Annotated in this window: 19 protein-coding genes and 1 riboswitch; of the genes, 9 read left to right on the top strand and 10 right to left on the bottom strand. The window is 62.7% G+C overall.

The window, feature by feature from the left end; translation table 11 throughout:
• Positions 1-3: 3 nt before the first annotated feature.
• Entirely contained in the window at positions 4-1,011 is a 1,008-nt protein-coding gene (locus NKI64_RS22770; protein WP_023681942.1) for a LysR family transcriptional regulator, read from the bottom strand.
• 294 nt (positions 1,012-1,305) lie between these two features.
• On the opposite strand from NKI64_RS22770, the gene chvE reads away from it, so the two are divergent.
• The 5 genes from chvE to NKI64_RS22745 all read left to right on the top strand — a co-directional run bounded on the left by chvE (position 1,306) and on the right by NKI64_RS22745 (position 7,017).
• Positions 1,306-2,376 carry a multiple monosaccharide ABC transporter substrate-binding protein gene (chvE, locus tag NKI64_RS22765; RefSeq protein ID WP_023681943.1) on the top strand — a complete coding sequence of 357 codons (1,071 nt, stop codon included), beginning with the start codon at positions 1,306-1,308 and terminating at the stop codon, positions 2,374-2,376.
• Between the two features lie 152 nt (positions 2,377-2,528).
• Positions 2,529-4,061, top strand: a complete 1,533-nt coding sequence (mmsA, locus tag NKI64_RS22760; protein WP_031203726.1) for a multiple monosaccharide ABC transporter ATP-binding protein — start codon at positions 2,529-2,531, stop codon at positions 4,059-4,061.
• The gene (gene mmsB, locus NKI64_RS22755) at positions 4,058-5,344 is read left to right on the top strand and encodes a multiple monosaccharide ABC transporter permease (protein WP_023669637.1); all 1,287 of its coding nucleotides are present in this window, start codon (positions 4,058-4,060) and stop codon (positions 5,342-5,344) included. Before mmsA ends, mmsB begins: the two co-directional genes overlap by 4 nt.
• A 202-nt stretch (positions 5,345-5,546) precedes the next feature.
• Positions 5,547-6,542 carry an AraD1 family protein gene (gene araD1 / locus NKI64_RS22750; RefSeq protein WP_023669636.1) on the top strand — a complete coding sequence of 332 codons (996 nt, stop codon included), beginning with the start codon at positions 5,547-5,549 and terminating at the stop codon, positions 6,540-6,542.
• Positions 6,543-6,576: 34 nt separating this feature from the next.
• Entirely contained in the window at positions 6,577-7,017 is a 441-nt protein-coding gene (locus NKI64_RS22745; RefSeq protein ID WP_023696690.1) for a hypothetical protein, read from the top strand.
• Between the two features lie 17 nt (positions 7,018-7,034).
• Here the strand turns inward: NKI64_RS22745 and NKI64_RS22740 are convergent, their stop codons facing one another.
• Positions 7,035-7,805 (bottom strand): ABC transporter substrate-binding protein, encoded by a 771-nt coding sequence (locus NKI64_RS22740; protein WP_023681945.1) that lies wholly within the window; start codon positions 7,803-7,805, stop codon positions 7,035-7,037.
• Positions 7,806-7,906: 101 nt separating this feature from the next.
• Positions 7,907-9,001 (bottom strand): 2'-deoxycytidine 5'-triphosphate deaminase, encoded by a 1,095-nt coding sequence (locus NKI64_RS22735; protein WP_023699517.1) that lies wholly within the window; start codon positions 8,999-9,001, stop codon positions 7,907-7,909.
• A 140-nt stretch (positions 9,002-9,141) separates the two neighbouring features.
• Positions 9,142-9,219, top strand: a riboswitch (SAM riboswitch).
• A gap of 57 nt (positions 9,220-9,276) precedes the next feature.
• Here NKI64_RS22735 and NKI64_RS22730 point away from each other — a divergent pair.
• A complete protein-coding gene (locus NKI64_RS22730; protein ID WP_023669633.1) occupies positions 9,277-10,467 on the top strand; it encodes an O-succinylhomoserine sulfhydrylase in 1,191 nt (396 codons plus the stop codon).
• Between the two features lie 11 nt (positions 10,468-10,478).
• On the opposite strand, the gene NKI64_RS22725 is transcribed toward NKI64_RS22730, so the two are convergent.
• Positions 10,479-11,630 (bottom strand): ceramide glucosyltransferase, encoded by a 1,152-nt coding sequence (locus NKI64_RS22725; protein WP_023669632.1) that lies wholly within the window; start codon positions 11,628-11,630, stop codon positions 10,479-10,481.
• Between the two features lie 222 nt (positions 11,631-11,852).
• Here NKI64_RS22725 and apaG point away from each other — a divergent pair, with 222 nt between their 5' ends.
• Positions 11,853-12,245 (top strand): Co2+/Mg2+ efflux facilitator ApaG/CorD, encoded by a 393-nt coding sequence (gene apaG, locus NKI64_RS22720; protein WP_023681948.1) that lies wholly within the window; start codon positions 11,853-11,855, stop codon positions 12,243-12,245.
• 186 nt (positions 12,246-12,431) lie between these two features.
• On the opposite strand, the gene NKI64_RS22715 is transcribed toward apaG, so the two are convergent.
• From NKI64_RS22715 to NKI64_RS22705, 3 genes are all read right to left on the bottom strand, one after another.
• The gene (locus NKI64_RS22715; protein WP_027049368.1) at positions 12,432-13,463 is read right to left on the bottom strand and encodes an Hsp33 family molecular chaperone; all 1,032 of its coding nucleotides are present in this window, start codon (positions 13,461-13,463) and stop codon (positions 12,432-12,434) included.
• 108 nt (positions 13,464-13,571) lie between these two features.
• Positions 13,572-14,483 (bottom strand): ornithine carbamoyltransferase, encoded by a 912-nt coding sequence (gene argF / locus NKI64_RS22710; RefSeq protein WP_027049367.1) that lies wholly within the window; start codon positions 14,481-14,483, stop codon positions 13,572-13,574.
• Positions 14,484-14,501: 18 nt separating this feature from the next.
• Positions 14,502-15,701 carry an aspartate aminotransferase family protein gene (locus NKI64_RS22705; protein WP_023681950.1) on the bottom strand — a complete coding sequence of 400 codons (1,200 nt, stop codon included), beginning with the start codon at positions 15,699-15,701 and terminating at the stop codon, positions 14,502-14,504.
• A gap of 358 nt (positions 15,702-16,059) precedes the next feature.
• On the opposite strand from NKI64_RS22705, the gene NKI64_RS22700 reads away from it, so the two are divergent.
• Complete coding sequence (locus tag NKI64_RS22700; protein ID WP_352670087.1) at positions 16,060-16,578, top strand: GcrA family cell cycle regulator; 519 nt, start codon at positions 16,060-16,062, stop codon at positions 16,576-16,578.
• A gap of 132 nt (positions 16,579-16,710) precedes the next feature.
• Here the strand turns inward: NKI64_RS22700 and NKI64_RS22695 are convergent, their stop codons facing one another.
• The 3 genes from NKI64_RS22695 to NKI64_RS22685 form a co-directional block, all read right to left on the bottom strand.
• A complete protein-coding gene (locus tag NKI64_RS22695; RefSeq protein WP_023669626.1) occupies positions 16,711-17,718 on the bottom strand; it encodes a magnesium and cobalt transport protein CorA in 1,008 nt (335 codons plus the stop codon).
• Positions 17,719-17,813: 95 nt separating this feature from the next.
• Entirely contained in the window at positions 17,814-18,536 is a 723-nt protein-coding gene (phoU, locus tag NKI64_RS22690) for a phosphate signaling complex protein PhoU (protein ID WP_023692535.1), read from the bottom strand.
• A gap of 115 nt (positions 18,537-18,651) precedes the next feature.
• Positions 18,652-19,917 carry an ATP-binding protein gene (locus NKI64_RS22685; RefSeq protein ID WP_023738212.1) on the bottom strand — a complete coding sequence of 422 codons (1,266 nt, stop codon included), beginning with the start codon at positions 19,915-19,917 and terminating at the stop codon, positions 18,652-18,654.
• Between the two features lie 102 nt (positions 19,918-20,019).
• On the opposite strand from NKI64_RS22685, the gene ppk2 reads away from it, so the two are divergent.
• Positions 20,020-20,925: a polyphosphate kinase 2 gene (gene ppk2 / locus NKI64_RS22680; RefSeq protein ID WP_352670083.1), complete on the top strand. Its 906-nt coding sequence runs from the start codon at positions 20,020-20,022 to the stop codon at positions 20,923-20,925.
• Positions 20,926-20,995 lie beyond the last annotated feature (70 nt).

The following is a 20,995-nucleotide window of genomic DNA, read 5'->3' as shown; positions in this document are numbered from 1 at the left end:
TTCCTATCCCACTTCCCGCAAGATAAAATCGTGCAGCATCTTGGCTGCCGGCGACAGCACGCGGTTCTTCACCGTGATCAGGCTGTAGGGGCGGACCTCGATGTCGAACTCGGTCTGGACGACATCGATGGCGCCGGCGAGACCGTCGGGGTTCTGGATGAATTTTGCCACCTGGATCGACACCGGGGCGATGGCGTCGGACTGCGCCACCATGACCAGTGTGAGCAGCAGCGACGAGGTGTTGAGGATGCGGTCCGGCAGGGCGATGTTGCGGTTCAGGAAATTGCTCTCCATCGCCTGGCGCAGCGGCGACCCGCCCGACTGGAACACCCAGTCAAAGGCGGCGGTGTCCTCCAGCCTCACCGCCTTCCCATTGTTTAGAGGATGGCCGTTGCTCAGCGGGTGGCCTCGGCGCACGATCAGGCAGGCCTTCTCGACGCCGATGACGCGCGATTCGAACAGGCGCGGATTGAGGTCTTCGGGGACACGGGCGATGATGAAATCATGGCGCGTGGCGATCAGTTCGCGCGCCAGCACATTCGACGTCTCGACCTGCATGGTAATCTCGATGCGCGGATAAAGGCGGCGTATCTCGCGGATCGCCGGGACCGCCAGTTCGATCGCCGGCGCCGTCACCGCGCCAAGGAACACCGAGCCGCCCTTGCCGGCCTTGAGCTCCGATATTTCGCGGTCGGCCTCGCGCATTTCGAGCAGGATCGAGCGCGCGCGCCGCGCCAGCGCCTTGCCGTAAGGGGTGAGCGTGATGCCGCGCGGCAGCCTTTCGCACAGCTTGACCTCAAGCACCGCTTCCATCTCGGAAATCATGCGCGAGGCCGCCGGCTGCGAGATGTTCATCACCTGGGCGGCCGCGCTCACCCGACCGTGATCGTCCAGCGCTGCGATCATGCGCATGTGACGCAGGCTCAAGCCACTGCGCAGAAGTGTCTCGCCATCGCCCGGCAATTCATCGTAACCGCTTGAAATTCCCTGAGGACCTCGTAAAGCCGCCATGCCTTTTCCCGCTTCCGCCACTGTTCCAGCCCGGTCTAGTCATATACCGGTTTTGGTATAGCAACCACCGAAGATCGCATTTGACAGTTATGGCAAAGGGTCACACTTTCGCGCGTCCTCAAGACTTGACGGTCGATGACGAGCAAAATCGTATCGATTTAAATCAAGACTGAGGGCCGATTGGGAGGATACCGGAGATCGATTATGACGGCGGCGGCGCTTTGGCGCATCCGCCCGACTGCGCGGCCCGCGAAGCCCCGAGGTGTCGCGTCCATCAACCAGGGAGAGTTTTACGTGAAAATCATCAAGACACTGGCCGCCGTCGCGGCCCTTGGCATCGCTGCCATGACCTACTCGGCGCACGCAGCCGACAAGGGTCTTGTCGGCGTGCTGATGCCGACCAAGACCTCGCAGCGCTGGATCAATGACGGCGATGCCGTCAAGTCCCAGCTCGAAGCTCTCGGCTACACGGTCGACCTGCAGTACGCGCAGGACGACATCCCCAACCAGCTCAGCCAGCTGGAAAACGAAATCACCAAAGGCCCGAAGGCGCTGATCATCGCTTCGATCGACGGCACCACCCTTTCGGACGCGCTGCAGAAGGCCGCCGACGCCGGCGTCGTCGTCGTCGCCTATGACCGCCTGATCAAGAAGACCGCCAATGTCGATTACTACACCACCTTCGACAATTTCGGCGTCGGCGTGATCCAGGCGAACTCGCTGGTCAAGGGTCTCAAGGAGCGCTTCCCGAACACCAAGCCGTGGAACGTCGAACTGTTCGGCGGCTCGCCGGACGACAACAACGCATTCTTCTTCTACAACGGCGCAATCTCGGTGCTGCAGCCGCTGATCGATGACGGCTCGATCAAGATCAAGTCCGGTCAGACCGGCATGGACAAGGTCGGCACGCTGCGCTGGCTCGCCGCGACCGCCCAGGCGCGCATGGACAACCTGCTGTCGGCCAACTACTCGGACGGCAGCCGCGTCGATGGCGTTCTTTCGCCCTATGACGGCCTGTCGCGCGGCATCACCGCTTCGCTGCGCGCCGTCGGTTACGGTACCGATGCCCAGCCGTGGCCGATCGTGACCGGCCAGGACGCCGAGACCGCTTCGGTCAAGCTGATCATCACGGGCGAGCAATACTCGACCGTGTTCAAGGACACCCGCGAACTGGCCAAGGCCACCGTCGAACTCGTCGACAAGGTGCTCTCGGGCGGCAAGCCGGACGGCCTCGATGAAAAGACCTACAACAACGACGTCAAGGTCGTCCCCTCGATCCTTTTGACGCCGCATGAGGTCGACAAGTCGAACTACCAGGCACTGGTCGTCGACTCCGGCTACATCAAGGCCGACGAACTGAAGTAATCCGTTTATAAAGACAGGGGTCCTGCGCGACGCAGGACCCCTTTCCGTTCACAAGCGACCCCGGTATTGTTTCTACCGGACTTTGTTTCCGTGCATGTCGTTGTCTCAAACCGCAAGCACTTTTGAGCGACATGCAACAGGAGGAGCTTGCCCTGATGACGACGATTTTGGAGATGCGCGACATCACCAAGACGTTCCCCGGCGTGAAGGCGCTGTCGAACGTCAACCTCAGCGTCGAGGAAGGCGAGATCCACGCCGTGGTTGGCGAGAACGGCGCCGGCAAGTCGACGCTGATGAAGGTTCTGTCGGGCGTCTATCCCGCCGGCACATATGACGGCCAGATCATTTTTCAGGGTCAGGAATGCCAGTTCAAAGGTATCCATGACAGCGAACACAAGGGCATCGTCATCATCCACCAGGAGCTAGCGCTGGTGCCGATGCTGTCGATCACCGAGAATATCTTCCTCGGCAACGAAAACGCCCGATATGGCGTCATCGACTGGGATGCCAACGAGGCGCGCACCGCTGCCTTGTTGAAGAAGGTGGGCCTCAAGGAGGACCCCAAGACACTGATCACCAATATCGGCGTCGGCAAGCAGCAGTTGGTCGAGATCGCCAAGGCGCTGAGCAAGGACGTCAAGCTTTTGATCCTCGATGAGCCGACCGCGTCGCTCAGCGAGAAAGACAGCCAGGCGCTGCTCGATCTTCTGCTCGAATTCAAGCGACAAGGCATGACCTCGATCCTGATCTCGCACAAGCTCAACGAGATCAACCGGGTCGCCGACAAGGTAACCGTCATCCGTGACGGGCGCACCATCGAGACGCTGGCCAAGAAGGATATCTCCGAAGACCGCATCATCACCTCGATGGTCGGCCGTTCGCTCGACGACCGCTATCCGCCGCGCGAGCCCAAGATCGGCGAAGTCGTGTTCGAGGTGAAAAACTGGTCGGTCTATCACCCGCTCCATGCCGAGCGGCAGGTGATCAAGGGCATCGACCTCAATGTGCGCAAGGGCGAGGTGGTCGGCATCGCCGGGCTGATGGGCGCCGGCCGCACCGAATTCGCCATGAGCCTGTTCGGTCGCTCCTATGGCCGCCGCATCACCGGCGAAGTGCTGCTCAAGGGCAAGCCGGTCGATGTCTCCTCGGTAAGCAAGGCGGTCCAACATGGCATCGCCTATGTCACCGAGGACCGCAAGACCTACGGCCTCAACCTCATCGACCATATCAAGCATAACATTACGCTGGCCAATCTCGACGGCGTGTCGCGCCACAGCGTGATCGACGACATGCGCGAACTTGCGGTCGCCAACGACTATCGCAAGAAGACCAATATCCGTGCGTCAAGCGTCTATCAGATGACCGGCAATCTTTCCGGCGGCAACCAGCAGAAGGTGGTGCTGTCGAAATGGCTGTTTGCCGATCCTGACGTGCTGATCCTCGACGAGCCGACACGCGGCATCGATGTCGGCGCCAAGTATGAAATCTACACGATCATCGCGCGCCTTGCCTCGGAGGGTAAGGCGATCGTGGTCATCTCGTCGGAAATGCCGGAATTGCTGGGGATTACCGACCGCATCTACGTCATGAACGAAGGGCGCATGGTGGGCGAAATGCCGGCGGCGGAAGCAAGCCAGGAAAAGATAATGCGCGCCATCGTCCGGGGAGAAGGAAAAGCAGCATGAGCACCGAAAGCGCCCCCGCCCCGCAGGGCAACGTCGCCGACGAACAGCGCCCGCGCATCGCCGTCTCGGCGCTGGCGACGAATTTACGCGAATACGGACTGATCATAGCCCTGATCGTCATCATGCTGTTCTTCCAGTTCACCACGTCGGGGACGTTGTTCAAGCCGGTCAACCTCAGCAATCTGGTGCAGCAGAACTCCTTCATCATCGTGATGGCGCTGGGCATGCTGCTGGTGATCGTATCGGGCTATATCGACCTCAGCGTCGGATCGGTCGCCGGTTTCATTGGCGCGCTGGCGGCAAACATGATGGTCATCTGGCAACTCGGACCGCTGAGCAATCCCCTGGTGGTTTCGATCGTCTGCCTGGTCGCGGGTGGCCTGATCGGCGCCGCGCAAGGGTATTGGATCGCCTATCACCGGATACCGAGCTTCATTGTCACGCTGGCCGGAATGCTGATCTTCCGCGGCATTTGCCAGGCGTTGCTTGGCGGCGGCTCGTCGGTGGGTCCGCTTCCCGACGACTTCAAGATGCTCAGTTCCGGCTTCATCCCGGATGTGATCGGCCCACTGACGCTCGTCCCGCCGGTCGTGAACGCAGCCGGCAAGACCATCATGGGCAGCGGCGTGACCCTGCACATGACGACGGTCGTGCTGGGGCTGATCGCCGTGCTCGCCTATGCCTATTTCGGGGTCCGCACCCGGCGCAAACGAGAACGCCATGGTTATGAGGCCGAGCCCTTCACCCTGTTCGTCGTCAAGACGCTGGTCGCCAGCGCGCTGGCGCTGTTCCTGGTCTATGAGTTTGCCAGCTACCGCGGCCTGCCCGTGGTGCTGCTGGTCATGGGCGTGCTGATCACGCTGTTCGTCTTCGTCACCAAGCGCATGACCATCGGGAGGCGCATCTACGCCATGGGCGGCAATCCCAAGGCGGCGCAGCTGTCGGGCATCAACACCGAGCGGCTGACGCTGATGGTGTTCATCAATATGGGCGTGCTGTCGGCGCTTGGCGGCCTGATCATCGCGGCTCGTCTCGGCCAGGCGGTGCCGGCGGCGGGTCTCGGCTCGGAGCTCGATGTCATCGCCGCAGTGTTCATCGGCGGCGCCTCGGCGATGGGCGGCGTCGGCCAGGTTATCGGGGCGGTCGTCGGCGGCTTCATCATGGGCGTGATGAACAACGGCATGTCGATCATGGGCGTCAATGTCGACTGGCAGCAGGTGGTCAAAGGCCTGGTGCTGCTCGGCGCCGTGATCTTCGACGTCTACAACAAGAACAAGGCCTGACAAGCTTCAGGCGAGGCAAGCAGGAGGCATACGGTCGCGGCGCAGCCGGCAAGTTGTCGGCATAAGAAGTCCCCCGAGGGATGGAGCTCGCGAGCGCAATCCGGACGAAGAGTTCAACCCGTGGCGCGGCGAGGTCCGAGCCGCGCAGGTCAAGGTTTGCCAAGGGGCAACCCGGCCAAGGCACATGAGAGAGGATTTCATCATGCTAATCTCCCAGATCCTCGACGACGCCGAGACCATCCGCGTCGTCGCCCGCAATGGCGGCGGCAAGACCAGGATCATCAACGGCGCCCGCAGCGTCTATTCGCTGGCCATGGAAGCCGCGCGCACCGGAACGGGCCTCGCCGCGCTGATCGAGCGCAAGGGGTTCGGTGAAGCGATAGACCTCGACGCCGTCTACAAGAAGGGCCGGCTGGTGTCGCCGATCAACCATCCCGATCCTGCGCATCTGCATCTGACCGGCACCGGCCTGACCCATCTCGGCTCGGCGGCGACGCGCGATTCCATGCACAAGAAGCTCAGCGATGGCGGCGAGGAGCAGCTTACCGATTCCATGAAGATGTTCCGCATGGGGCTCGAAGGCGGCAAGCCGGCCAAGGGCCAGACCGGCGTGCAGCCGGAATGGTTCTACAAGGGCAACGGCACCATGGCGGTGGCGCCGGGCGCCGCACTGATGTCGCCGGCCTTTGCGCAGGACGCCGGCGAGGAGCCGGAAATCGCCGGCATCTATGTCATCGGCGACGACGGCGCGCCGTTCCGCGTCGGCTTCACGCTGTCGAACGAGTTTTCCGATCATGTTACCGAGCGGGTGAACTATCTGTTCCTGGCACATTCCAAACTGCGCAACGCCTCGTTCGGGCCGGAAATCCTGATCGGCGACCTGCCGGCCGACGTCAGGGGCTCATCGCGAATCTATCGCGACAGCAATTTGCTGTGGGAAAAGCCGTTCCTGTCGGGCGAAGCGAACATGTCGCACACAATCGCCAATCTCGAACATCATCACTTCAAATATTCGGCCTTCCGCCAGCCGGGCGACGTGCATGTGCACATGTTCGGCACGGCGACGCTGTCCTTTGCCGACGGCATCAAGACTCAGGCCGGCGACGTGTTCGAGATCGAGGCCGGGGATTTCGGCCTGCCGCTGCGCAACCCGCTGGAGATCGAGCAGCCGGTGAAGGTGGCGGTGAAGGCGCTTTGAGGCAGCATCACATTTGGGAGCCGGAATGAACGGAATGCGGCTTGTCATTGTGTTCACGGGCGTGGCCCTGTTCCTGACCCAACCGTCGGTGGCCTTTAGCGCCGGCCAGTGCAGCCCGAAGTCCTATCGTGAAGCCCGTTTGGCGATGACGAGCCGTCTTCTGGCAACCGGCTATTCGAAAGCCCAGGTGAGCTTTCTGATGCGCAACACGGATCACATGACATCAGCGCTTCGCACCGACAGGCTGAACAACAATGGCAAGGTCTGCGGCATCGACTCCGCCAAGGCCCATGTCCTCGGTTGCCTCGACAAGCAGTTGTTCCCGTTGAAGCGCGGCTCAAACGCTTCGCTCGACGAGGTCAAACTGACCGAAGGCTTTTGGGGCAGGAAACGTTTGGCCGCACGCGAACTGCTGTTTATCGGCCATTTTCATGCCTGCCTTGGCGCCGCGAAAGAGTATCTCTTTCGCGGCTGACTCCGGCGGGCCGGAAGTCAATAAATATCGAAATCGAAATACTTGGCCTGGATCTTCTTGTAAGTGCCGTCGGCGACGATGGCGTCTATCGCCGCATTCAGCTTGTCGCGCAGCGCCGTGTCTTCCAGGCGGACAGCGATGCCGGCTTGGGTCTCGGTGCCCTTGACGTCGCCGACAAGCTTGCAGCAGCCTTCGCTCGCCTTCTTCAGCCAGTCCATCAGCACGAACTTGTCGGAGATGACGGCATCGAGACGGCCGTTCTGCAGGTCGGTGATCGCCTCTTCCTGGGTGGGGTAGAGTTTCGCCTCGGCGCCGGCCTTGCCATAGGCGTCCTGCGCATAGTCGGCCTGGGTGGTCGAGGCCTGCGCGCCCACCGTCTTGCCGGCAAGGGCTGCCGGTTCGGTGGAAGTGAGGTCGCTGTCCTTCGGCGCCACCAGTGCCAGCGGCGTCGTGTAGTATTTGTTGGTGAAGGCGACCTGTTTCTTGCGCTCCTCGGTGATGCTCATCGAGGCGATGATGGCGTCGAACTTTTTCGCCTGCAGCGCCGGGATGATGCCGTCCCAGTCCTGGGTGACGATCTCGCACTCGACCTTCATCTGCGCACACAGCGCATTGGCAATGTCGATGTCGAAGCCCTCGATCTTGCCGTCCGCGGTGATGGTGTTGAAGGGCGGATAGGCGCCCTCGGTGCCGATCTTCAATTTCTCCTGCGCCTCAGCCAGCGAGCCGGCCGATATCACCAGCATGGCAGCGCTCGCTGCCGATATGATCCATCTTGAAATCTGCATTTTGGTTCCCCTTGCGCGCCGTTCTCTTGCCGGCCACCGAAAGGCAGCCAAGCATGGTGAGGCAGCGCAGGCAAGTATTTTGCCTGACGGTGATCGAAGGTTCAGCCGGCGGGGCGGAAATGCTTGGAGAGCTTGAGGCCTTGCGCCTGGTAATTCGAGCCGAGATCGGTGCCGTAAAGCGCCTGCGGCCGCTTCAGCATGTGTTCGTAGACCAGCCGGCCGACGATCTGGCCGTGGTCGAGGATGAACGGCACTTCGTGGCTGCGCACTTCGAGCACCGCCCGGCTGCCGGTGCCGCCTGAGGCCGAATGGCCGAAGCCCGGATCGAAGAAGCCGGCATAGTGAACACGGAATTCGCCAACCAGCGGATCGAAGGGCGTCATCTCGGCGGCGTAGAGCGGCGGCACGTGCACGGCTTCGCGGCTGACCAGGATGTAGAACTCGTCCGGGTCGAGCACCAGTTCGCCGGCGCCGCTCTTGTAGAGCGGCTCCCAGAAATCGACGGCATCCTGGGCGGCGCGCTTGTCGACATCGACCAAGCCGGTGTGATGCTTGCCGCGATAGCCGACCAGGCCGTTCTGGTCGCCGTCGAGATCGATCGACAGCGCAATGCCGCCGCCGGAAATGTTGGGCGGCTCGGTCGCCACCAGCATCTCGGCGCGGTGCAATTCGTTCAGTTCTGCCTCCGACAACAGCGCGTTGCCAGTGCGAAAGCGGATCTGCGACAGCCTCGATCCGGCGCGTACGACGATCGGGAAGGTGCGTGGACTGACTTCGAGATAAAGCGGCCCGTGATAGCCGGGGGCGATCTTGTCGAACTCATGGCCGCGATCGGTCATCACCCGGGTGAAGATGTCGAGGCGGCCGGTCGAGCTTTTCGGGTTGGCCGAGGCCGACACGTTTGCGGGCAGCGCCAGGCTTTCGAGCAGCGGCACGATGTAGACGCAGCCGGTTTCCAGCACCGCGCCCTCGGCGAGACTGAATTCGTGCAATTTCAGCCGGTGAAGCTTGTCGGCCACCAGATGATCGGGACCCGGCAGGAAGGAGGCGCGCACGCGAAAAGCCTTGTCGCCGAGCCTGAGATCGAGGCTCGCCGGCTGCACCTGGTCGACATCGAGCGCGCGCGGCGACTTCAGCGCGCCGGACTGAAACAGCGCGGAAATGTCCTGATCGGGAAGAATGCCTGTCTGCCGCAAAAGGCTGGCTCCGCTCCAAGGTCGGTCTCTTTGTGGCAGGTTCTTGCCGCAAAACCGCTGGATATTATTGCGGAACCTGCCTGGTACAAACCTCTTAATGAAGCCGGCAATTGACGCAAGCGCAGGTGAGGTCTAAAGGGTCGTTATCCCGTGGTGATTTGGCCGGTCGGCTTGCAGCCACGTTAAACAAGTCGCTAAAGGACCGTCGGGCCGCAAGGCCATATGGACCGGTTGCGACTTTCGCGGCCGGTTTTTTTGTGTCTGGAACAAAAGCGATGAGCACCAAGAAGCGTAACTGGAAACCTCAGACCGCACTCGTGCACGGGGGAACGCTGCGTTCCCAGTTCGGCGAGACGTCCGAAGCGATGTACCTCACCCAAGGCTATGTCTACGAGACGGCGCAGGCTGCCGAGGCCCGTTTCAAGGGCGAGGAGCCGGGCTTCATCTATTCGCGCTATGCCAACCCTACCGTCGACATGTTCGAAAAGCGCATGTGCGCGCTGGAGGGTGCCGAAGATGCGCGCGCCACGGCGTCCGGCATGGCGGCGGTGACGGCAGCGCTCCTGTGCAGCGCAAAGGCCGGCGACCATATCGTTGCGGCGCGCGCGCTGTTCGGCTCCTGCCGCTGGGTGGTGGAGACGCTGGCGCCGAAATACGGCATCGAGGCAACGCTGGTCGACGGCACCGACATCGCCAACTGGGAAAAGGCGGTGCGGCCGAACACGAAACTGTTCTTCCTGGAAAGCCCGACCAATCCGACGCTGGAAGTGGTCGACATCGCAGCGGTGGCGGCGCTCGCCACCTCGATCGGCGCCAGGCTGATCGTCGACAATGTCTTTGCCACGCCCTTGCAGCAGAAGCCCTTGCAGCTCGGCGCCCATATCGTCGTCTACTCCGCGACCAAGCACATTGACGGCCAGGGACGCTGTCTCGGCGGCATCATCCTGTCGGACAAGAAATGGATCGACGAGAATTTGCACGACTATTTCCGCCACACCGGCCCGAGCCTGTCGCCGTTCAACGCCTGGACGCTGCTCAAGGGCCTGGAGACGCTGCCGGTTCGGGTGCGCCAGCAGACGGAAAGCGCGGCCAAGATCGCGGATTTCCTGGCAGGACGGCCGGAAATCGCCCGCGTCATCTATCCCGGCCGCGCCGACCACCCGCAGGCCGACATCGTCAAGAAGCAGATGACGGGCGGATCGACGCTGATCTGCCTCGACGTCAAGGGCGGCAAGCAGGCGGCCTTCGCCTTGCAGAACGCGCTCGACATCGTGCTGATCTCCAACAATCTCGGCGACGCCAAGAGCCTGATCACCCATCCGGCGACCACCACGCACAAGAACCTCAGCGACGAAGCTCGCGCCGAGCTTGGCATCGGGCCGGGAACGCTCAGGCTGTCGGTCGGTCTTGAGGATACGGACGATCTGCTGGAGGACGTTGCGCAGGCGCTGAAGGCAGCCGGATAGGCCGCGAGGCGTCACGCTCCCGACGAAACCTCTTCCAGTTCGGCCGTCTTGGTGCCGATGGTCATGGTGTTGCCGCGCCAGTCGACGGCGCCGCTCAGCCAGCCGCGCGCCCAGATGGCGGGAAGCATCATGTCGCGGACCATCATCGCCGGGACCATGCGCAGCGACAGATGCCAGCCCTTGGCCGCGGCCAGCGCGCATTCGGGAATGTAGGCCGCCGTCAGCACGGCCATCACCGTGGCCGGCAGGCTGATGCCGGCACTTGCGGCCGCCACCAGCGCCAACGCCAACGGCACGGCGACGCCGGTCAGGATCTCGGGTGCGAAAAACAGTGGGAAGGTGACGCGGCGCAACCGCGCCCAGCGCGCCTGGCGCGACCAGATGTCGGCAAGTCGGCGCTGCCCCAGTGGTTGCTCGAAAGGCGAGGCAACGAGATTGACGTGCAGGCCCAGTCCGTTGACCAGCTTGGTTGCAGCAGCATCCTCGGCGATCTCGGCGGCCAGCGCGCGGATACCGCCATTGGTATCGAGCATCGGCTTGTTCCACAGCATGCTCTTGCCCTGGGCAAAGCCGAGACCGAGCGCCTCGCCGGCATATTGCCAGCGCGCCTGCAGCGTGTTGAGGAACGCGCATTCGACCTCGGCCCAAAAGCCATCCGGCCGAGAGCCGATCGGCGTCGAGCAGATAAGCCCGGTATTGGTCCGCCAGGCCGCCATCAGGTGCTGGACGTAATCCCTTGGCATCAGCACGTTGGAATCCGCCAGAATAACCCAATGATAGCGCGCCGCTTCCCAGCCCTTGACGCAGTTGTTGAGCTTCGGGTTGCTGCTGACGCGGTCGTCGCCGATCAGCAGCCGGGCCGGCACGTTGGGAAACAGGACGATCGCCCTGTTTATCAGTTTGACGACGGGATCGTCGGCGTGAGCGACGCAGAAGATCAGTTCGTAGCGCGGCCAGTCGAGCGAGAAGGCTCGCTGCAGCGTCTCTTGTGTGAACGGCTCCACGCCGCGCGACGGCACGACGATCGAGACCGGTGGCTGCTCGCCGGACGGCGGAGGGATAAGGCGACGCGCTTGCAGTTTCGACGAAGCAAGCAGGATGCTGGCGAGATTGGAAAGAAGCAAAGCGGAGGAAGCGAAGGCGGCTGTGAGAGCTGGTTCCATCGAGATCTGGTCACTCCGGAAAGGCCGCTCGCGGCTGCTTTGTCAGTCGACAGATGGGCCTTGAGTCGCCGGCAAGGTTTGCGCACACCAACATTGTCATGTGTCACTTAAATGACATTGTTTGTCGGCACCTGCGCTTTGAGGCTGGCAGGACATGCCGCTCTGCGCGTATCAAACCGCATGGCGCGACAAATGTTCCTTGCCGCGCAACCGGAGCAGCCCATGTATCGCGCCGTCACGCGCAACATCGAAGTGCAGGTCAGACCGTTCTACCTGGAGGACCGCTCGGACCCGGCGGAGAACCGCTATGTCTGGGGCTACCAGGTGACGATCGACAACCAGTCGGACGATTTCGTGCAGCTTATGTCGCGTTACTGGCACATCACCGACGGCAGCGGCCGGATCGAGGAAGTGCGCGGCGCCGGCGTGGTCGGCGACCAGCCTGAGCTCAATCCCGGCGACAGCTATCAATACACGTCAGGCTGCCCGCTCTCGACGCCCTCCGGCTTCATGGTCGGCCACTACACCATGCGCAACAAAAAGGGCGAGACGTTCGACGTCGCTATTCCCGCGTTTTCGCTGGATCTGCCGGGGACGCGGCGGACGGTGAATTAGGGGTTTTCTCCCCATCTCTATACGGGGAGAAATGCCCGGCAGTGCAACGAGGGGCGCCGCCGGACTCATGAGGTTATCTTCCACGCACATGACGTAGGCTATGCGCGGGCATTCACCAAAGTTCGCGCTGCCCCTCATCCGCCCTTCGGGCACCTTCTCCCCGTGAACGGGGAGAAGGAAGAGATGCTACTGAGCTGCAAACTCCGCCGGGTCGAAGTCGTACTGCTTCGAGCAGAACTCGCAGGCGACGTGGATGCCGCCATCTTCGGTGCTGTCCTTGATCTCCTGCGCGGAAAACCCCTCGAGGATGCCGCGTATCTTGTCCCTTGAGCAGGAACATTGGTCGGCGACCGGCACGCCGCCGAAGACGCGCACGCCATGTTCGTGGAACAGCCTGTAGAGCAGCCGCTCGGCGCCGATGGTCGGGTCGATCAGCTCGGTCGGCTCGATGGTGCCGAGCAGCGCCACCAGCTCGCGCCACGAATTGTCGGCCGGCTCCTGCGTCACGTCACGCGGATCGCCGTCGCCGCCCGAAATGTCGGGCACGCGCATGCGCTCGGGTGACTGCGGCAGGAACTGCGCCAGGATGCCGCCGGCGCGCCACTGCTCACGAGCGCCGCCGGGACCTGGCGTCAGAAGCTTGGCCACCGACAGCCTGAGGTCGGTCGGGATCTGCTCCGACTGGCGGAAATAGGTGCGCGCGGCGTCCTCCAGCGTCTCGCCGTCGAGCTGGACGATGCCCTGATAGCGCTGCGTGTGCGCGCCCTGGTCGATGGTCAGCGCCAAAACGCCGCTGCCCAGCAGCGTCTGCTGCGAGGTCTGGCCTGCGGCCACCAGGGCCTCCAGCCGGTCGGCGTCGAAACGCGCATAGGCGCGCAATGCCGAGGGCGTGGAGAAATCCGCGACCAGCATGTCGACCGGGCCGTCGGTGCGGGTCTGCAGGATGAACTTGCCTTCGAATTTGAGCGAGGTGCCGAGCAGCACCGTCAGCACACAGGCTTCCGCGAGCAGGCGGGCGACCGGCTCGGGATAGTCGTGACGGTTGAGGATGGCGTCGAGCATCGGCCCGAGCTGCACGGTGCGGCCGCGCACGTCGAGCGGGCCGACCTCGAAGGGTACGACATGATCGTCGCCGGCATAGCCGAACTCGCCGAGTTTGGGGTGATGTTCAGTCACTTGATGCGTTTCCAACATGACAAAGCTCCAGGGCGCGGCCATGCGGCCCGGAGGGGTGCATGCGTCCAAACGCGCTTGATTTGCGTGATGGGGCGCAAATAGGCATCGCGCCGCCCCGGATCAAGCGTTTTGAGAGCAAGCGCCTGGAGATCAAGCGCCCAGACACCAGGCCAAAACCGCCTTCTGGGCGTGGAGCCGGTTCTCGGCTTCGTCGAAGACCACCGAATGCGGACCGTCGATGACCTCGTCGGTGACTTCCTCGCCGCGATGCGCCGGCAGGCAGTGCATGAACAGGGCGTCGGGCTTGGCCCTCGCCATCAGCGCCGCATTGACCTGATAGGGCGAGAAGACATTGTGGCCGCGGGCGCGGTGTTCCTGGCCCATCGACACCCAGCAGTCGGTGACGATGCAGTCGGCTTGGTCGACGGCTTCCTCGGGCGAGCGGGTGAAGTGCAGCTTGCCGCCATTGCTCTTCGACCAGTCGATATGCTTTTGCGCCGGCTCGCTGCCTTCCGGCACGGCGACATTGAGGTTGAAGCGGAACCGCGCCGAAGCTTCGAGCAGCGAATGCAGCACGTTGTTGCCGTCGCCGGTCCAGGCGATGGTCTTGCCGGCAACCGCACCGCGATGCTCTTCGAAGGTCATGATGTCGGCCATCAGCTGACAGGGATGAGTGTCGTCGGTCAGCCCGTTGATGACCGGAATCGTGGCATTCTCGGTCAGCTCGAGCAGCCGCTCATGCGACGTGGTGCGGATCATGATGGCGTCGACATAGCGCGACAGCACCTTGGCGGTGTCGGCGATGGTCTCGGAGCGGCCGAGCTGCATTTCGGTCCCGGTCAGCATGATGGTCTCGCCGCCGAGCTGTCGCATGCCGACGTCGAAGGACACGCGCGTGCGCGTCGACGGCTTGTCGAAGATCATGGCCAGCACCTTGCCTTCGAGCGGTTTGGTCCGTTCGCCGGCCTTGAGGCGCGCCTTGCGCACCACCGCATCGTCCAGCATCAGGCGCAGATCGCCTTCGGAAACGGCGGAAAGATCGGTGAAATGGCGAAGGCTCATCGGGAATGGTTCTCGGGATTACTTCGCGGCGGCCGCGGCGATGGCGTCGGTCAGGCCCTTGGCGCCGGCGCGGATGCGATCGAGCGCTTCGCCGATCTCGGCGTCGGTGACGGTCAGCGGCGGCAGCAGACGAATGACGTTGTCGCCTGCCGGCACCGCCAGCAGATGCTGGTCGCGCAGCGCCATGTTGACCTTGGTGTTGGGCATGGCGCATTTCAGGCCAAGCATCAGGCCGCTGCCCCTGATGCCTTCGATGACATCAGGAAATTCGTCGGCGACCGCCGCCAGGCCCTGCTTCATCAGCAATGCCTTGCGCTGGACGTCTTCGAGGAAGCCGTCTTCCAGCACGACGTCGAGCACAGCGTTGCCGACCGCCATGGCCAGCGGATTGCCGCCGAAAGTGGTGCCATGCACGCCTGCCGTCATGCCGACGACAGCGTCGTCGGTGGCGAGGCACGCGCCCATCGGAAAGCCGCCGCCAATGCCCTTGGCAATCGCCATGATGTCGGGCGTCACGCCGGTCCATTCATGCGCGAACAGCTTTCCGGTGCGACCGATACCGCACTGGACCTCATCGAAGATCAGCAGCAGGCCGTGCTGGTCGCAGAGCTGCCGCAGCCGTTTCAAGGATTGCGTCGGCACCGGGCGGATGCCGCCCTCGCCTTGCACCGGTTCGATCAGGATCGCGGCGGTCTCTGGTGTGATCGCCTTTTCGGCGGCGTCGATGTCGTCGAAGCCGACCTGGTCGAAGCCTTCGACCTTGGGCCCAAAACCTTCGAGATATTTGTACTGGCCGCCGGCGGCGATGGTCGCCAGCGTGCGGCCGTGGAAGGCGCCTTCGAAGGTAATGACCCGGAAGCGCTCGGGATGGCCCTTGACGAACTGGTAGCGCCGCGCCGTCTTGATCGCGCATTCGAGCGCCTCGGCGCCGGAATTGGTGAAGAACACCTTGTCGGCGAAGGTGGCGTCAGCCAGCCGCTCGCCGAGCCGGGCCTGCCCCGGGATCTCGTAGAGATTGGAGACGTGCCAGAGCTTGGCCGCCTGTTCGGTCAGCGCCGAGACCAGATGCGGATGGCTGTGGCCCAGCGAATTGACCGCGATGCCGCCAGCGAAATCGAGATATCGCTCGCCCTTGTCGGTAACCAGCCAGGTGCCTTCGCCATGATCGAAGGCCAAAGGGGCGCGGGCAAAGGTCTCGTAAAGCGCCGAACCGCTCATTATATGCGTCTCCGGTACCGGAAAAATCAAAAAAGCCGCCAAAGCGGCGGCCTTTGCGGCTTATCGTGTTTTTCGGCCATGAAGTCAACGAAAACGTCGTGCAGAGGCGCGTGGCCAGCTCCCGACGAGACGCCGGCTCATAAGCGACCGGGCAAGTTGGGGAAAACCTAAAAAACCGATTCGTGTTGCACCTGGGACTCTTGTCACCGAGTCAACACATGAGGTAATTGTAGTCGGGAAATAACTAGATTTCGTGCGGCGGACCTAATCACCTAATATATGTGGTGTCTGCCCCGGCAAAGATTGCCGGGTCGGGAACGGATTCCGGCTGCCGCACACATAGCAGGAGCGCGGTCTCATGAACTGGACTGACGAGCGGGTCGAACTTCTCAGGAAACTGTGGTCGGAGGGCTTGAGCGCAAGCCAGATCGCCGCCCAACTCGGCGGGGTCAGCCGCAACGCGGTCATCGGCAAGGTGCACCGGCTGAAGCTGTCGGGCCGCGGACGCTCGACTGCAACGCCGGCGCGTCAGAAGAAGACAACGCAGGGATCTTCGATCCAGAAATCGGTGCCGCGCGCCGCAACCACGCAGCGCCATGTCGCGACTTCGATCGGGGCGAACGCGCTGCAGGCGCAGTTCGACGCCGAGCCAGTGGCGCGCCACTACATCCGCCCGGTCGAAAACGTCGTCGTGCCGATCTCGCGGCATCTGCAGCTCACCGATCTCACCGAGCGCACCTGCAAATGGCCGAATGGCGATCCGCTGTCGGAAGACTTCAACTTCTGCGGCAACGAGGCGGCCGAAACCGGACCTTACTGCAAGTACCACGCAAGGGTGGCGTTCCAGCCGGCTTCAGAGCGGCGCAGAAGCCGGTAGTTAGGAATAGGGATTGGGGACTGGGCAGTAGGGAATGGGGTAGCGCTCGTGAGGCGCTACCTTATTCTGCCTACTGCCTACTGCCTACTGCCTACTGCCTACTGCCTACTGCCTACTGCCTACTGCCTACCATCACAGCCACCCACTCTTCCGAAATCGCCAATACAAAAACGAGCAGATCAGCGCGATCGAGACCAATACGACGGGATAGCCGTATTGCATCTTCAGCTCCGGCATGTCGTCGAAATTCATGCCGTAAATGCCGGCGAGCGCCGTCGGCACCGCCAGGATCGCGGCCCATGAGGCCAGCTTCTTGGTGTTCGCGGTTTCCTGGCTCTGGCCGACCAGCAGGCTGGCTTCGAAAGCGAAGGCCAGAACCTCGCGCAGGCTGTCGATCTTTTCCTGCACGGTGCGGATATGATCGGTGACATCGCGAAACAGCGGATGCATGGCGGTATGGATCTGCGGCAGGTCGGCGCTGGTCAGCCGGCGGCAGACCTCGACCAGCGGCAGCGCCGCATTGCGCAGGCGCAACAGATCGCGGCGCAGCATATAGAGCCGCTCGATGTCGGGACCGGTCATCGGCTTCAGCAGCACCCTGTCCTCGATCGCCTCGACCTCGTCCTCGATCTGCTCGAGCACCGGCATGTAGTTGTCGACGATGAAGTCGAGAATGGCGTAGAGGACGAAATCCTCGCCCTTGGCCAGTGAGTGCGGACAGCTTTCCCAGTGCTGGCGCACGGCGGCGTATGAGGTCGAGGGACCATGCCTGACGCTGACGATATAGCCTGAGCCGACGAACAGATGCGTCTCGCCGAAGGTGACGCGTCCGTCGATCAGCTGTGCAGTGCGGGCAACGATGAACAGCGCATCGCCATATTGCTCGATCTTCGGCCGCTGGTGCGGATGTTCGGCGTCTTCGATCGCCAGTTCGTGCAGATGAAATTGCGCCTTGACGCGCAGCAGAAGCTCGCGGTCGGGTTCGAGCAGCCCGATCCAGACGACATGGCCCGACTTCTTGGCCCATTCGCCGGCCTCCTCGATCGGTATGTCGGCGATGCGCTTGCCGGCGGTGTAGACGCTCGACGCGATGATGCCGGACGATGCCGGCGCCGGCTTGAACTCTCGGACATATTCCATCGCAGCCTCCTGAGCGCCTGGCCTTGGCCAGGAACCGAGACGCTAACATCCGGGCAGTTTAGCGCAATATGATTAAGCGTTCGAGGGGCGCGCGATCACTTCACCGGCAGCGCCGGCAGGGCAACCTTGTCGGTCTTGTCGCCCTTGGGACGCTCGGCCGGCAACTGCTCGCCGGTGACGATGTAGTAGATCGTCTCGGCAATGTTGGTGGCGTGGTCGCCGATGCGCTCGATGTTCTTGGCGCAAAACAGCAGATGCGTGCACGGCGTGATGTTGCGCGGATCTTCCATCATGTAGGTCAGCAATTCGCGAAACAGCGAGGTGTACATGGCATCGATCTGGTCGTCGCGGTCGCGAACGAAGCCTATTTTCTCGACCGAGCGCGAGGCATAGACGTCGAGCACTTCCTTGAGCTGGGTCAAAGCGAGTTCGGCCAGCGCCTCGAGGCCGCGAAACAGGCTGGTCGGCTGGCGGCCGTCAATGACGCTGACCACACGCTTGGCGACGTTCTTGGCGAGGTCACCGACCCGTTCGAGGTCGGCCGAAATGCGGATGGCGCCGACGATCTCGCGCAGATCCGTCGCCATGGGCTGGCGCTTGGCGATGATGACGATGGCTTTGTCGTCGATTTCGCGCTGGCCATCGTCAAGCACGATATCGTCACGAATGACCTTCTGGGCGAGGCCGGGATCGGCATTGACCAGCGCCTGGATCGCCTGCTCGACCATGCGCTCGGCATGGCCGCCCATCGCAGCGATGCGCTTCGCCAGGTATTTCAGCTCTTCGTCATAGGCGCTGACAATGTGTACGGACTGCATGGGCGAAATGCCTTCCTTAAATCTTTGGCCTTTTGAGTCGTTTTCCTCGACCCTGTGCTGATACGCTAGCCGGATGACAGAAAGAAGAAACAGGCAGTTAGCAGATAGTACCGCCTCAGCCTGCCGGCAAATGGACCGTGAACGCCGCTCCCTTGCCAACTTCCGACTTGATCGAAAGCCGGGCGTTGTGGCGCGTCAGAATATGCTTGACGATGGACAGGCCAAGACCGGTGCCTTTCTGGGTGCGGCTGCTCTCCACGTCGACGCGATAGAAGCGCTCGGTAATGCGCGGTATGTGCTCTTCCGGGATGCCCGGGCCATAGTCCCTGATGGTGACATCGATGCCCGGTTCCGGGCCGGCCTCGCCCCGCGCGATCGACACCGTGACGCGTCCGCCAGGCTGGCCGTATTTGCAGGCGTTTTCCAAGAGATTCTCGAACACCTGGAACAGCTCGTCGCGGTCTCCGGGCACGTCGAGCGGCCCCTCGGCGTAGTCGCGTTCGACGACGACGCCGTTCTCGCTGGCGAGCGGGCCCAGTGAATCGATGACGCTGTCGATGGTCTGGCGCAGATCGACCTCGGTTCCCGGCCTCAGGTAAGGCTTCATTTCAAGCCTCGACAGCGACAGGAGATCGTCGATGAGGCGCGCCATGCGGCCGGTCTGGTTCTGCATGATCTGCAGGAACTGCTCGCGCGCCGCCGGATCGTTGCGGGCCGGGCCGCGCAACGTCTCGATGAAGCCCGAGATCGAAGCAAGCGGGGTGCGCAACTCGTGGCTGGCATTGGCTATGAAGTCAGCGCGCATGCGGTCGATGCGGCGCGTCTCGCTCTGGTCCTTGAATACCAGCACATAGAGATCGGTGGCGTGGCCGACCGAGGACGCGCTGACCCGGTAGGCGCGTTCCACCGGCAGCTTCTCGGTGTAGTCGACGGCATCGGAGGCGACGGCTCCCGACAGCACGCCGTCCAGCAATGCCTGCATTTCCGGGGCGCGGAATTTCAGCGACAGCGACAGGCCGGGCGCGATGCCGCCAAAGGCGGCATAGGCGGCGGCATTGGCGTGGACGATGGTGGCGGTGCGGTCGAAGATGATCAGCGGATCGGCAACGGCAGCCGCAAGATATTCGCCGGAAAGCCGCTGCAGCCCGCTCGCCTCGACCGTGGTAATGGTCTCAGCAGACCGGCTGGCGCCACCGGTTGGCAGAAGCGCGGCGGCCAGCAGCACCGTCAACGCAGCCAGGACGACATAGGCGGAGATACCGGCAAACCCATAAACGGCCATGATGGCGATCGCACCGGCGGCAAGCAGCCATCGGCTGTTCCACAGCCGTCCGGCGACGGCCTGCCCCGTGGTTGTCCGCTCTGCGCCGGTGTCAGCCATTCGTGCTTTCCGTGCTTCTGCGCCGGTCCCGCCGAAACTTCCGCTGGACCGGGTTTGAGGCCCCCCATAGCATGAGTCCGCAAGCTGGAAAGGTTCGTCTCGATGAAAAAAGCCAAGGAAAGTCCCGCCGCAGAGCCGGCAAAGGGGCCGCTGAAGATCAAGGTGGGCGGCAAGGAGCGGGAGTTCGACATCGAAAACCCCGAGCTTCCCAGCTGGATCGAGGACCACAAACTGACCGCAGGCGACTACCCCTACGACAAGAAAATGAAGAGCGAGGAGTATGACGAGACGCTGGAGCGGCTGCAGATCGAACTGGTCAAGGCGCAGGCCTGGCTGCAGGCGACCGGCAGCAGAGTGATGTCGCTGTTCGAGGGGCGCGATGCCGCCGGCAAGGGCGGCACCATCTCGGTGCTGCGCCAGTATCTCAATCCTCGAACCGCGCGCAATGTGGCGCTGACCAAGCCGACCCCAACCGAAGTCGGGCAATGGTACTACCAGCGCTACGTCGCCCATTTCCCGACATCGGGCGAATTCGTCACCTTCGACCGGTCCTGGTACAACCGCGGCGGCGTCGAGCCGGTGATGGGCTTCTGCACACCGGAACAGCATGCAAAATTCCTCGACGAGACGCCGCATTTCGAGCGGATGATCTCCAACGACGGCATCTATTTCTTCAAATTCTGGCTCAACATCGGCCGCGAAACCCAGCTCGAACGGTTTCACGACCGCCGCTGGTCTCCGCTGAAGAACTGGAAGTTCTCGCCGATCGATATTGCCGGCATTACCAAATGGGACGACTACACCAAGGCGCGCGACCAGATGGTCGAGCGCACGCACAAACAGTTCGCGCCCTGGATCATCGTGCGGGCCAATGACAAGCGACGCTCGCGGCTGGCCGTCATGCGGCGCATCCTGTTGTCGCTGCCCTATGATGGGCGCGATCTCGACGCCATCGGCAAGGAAGATAAGAAGATCGTCGGCGACGGGCCGTCGTTTCTCGAGAAGTAGAGACTGGCCTCGATGCAGAGGCTGAAATTACAGAGCCCACCCCCACACGGAGGTGGGCTCTGTGGCCATT

The sequence above is a fragment of the Mesorhizobium sp. M0478 genome, from assembly GCF_040321305.1.
GTDB lineage: Bacteria > Pseudomonadota > Alphaproteobacteria > Rhizobiales > Rhizobiaceae > Mesorhizobium.
The sequence above is the reverse complement of the archived record's forward strand: the minus strand, read 5'-3'. Positions and strand labels throughout refer to the sequence as shown.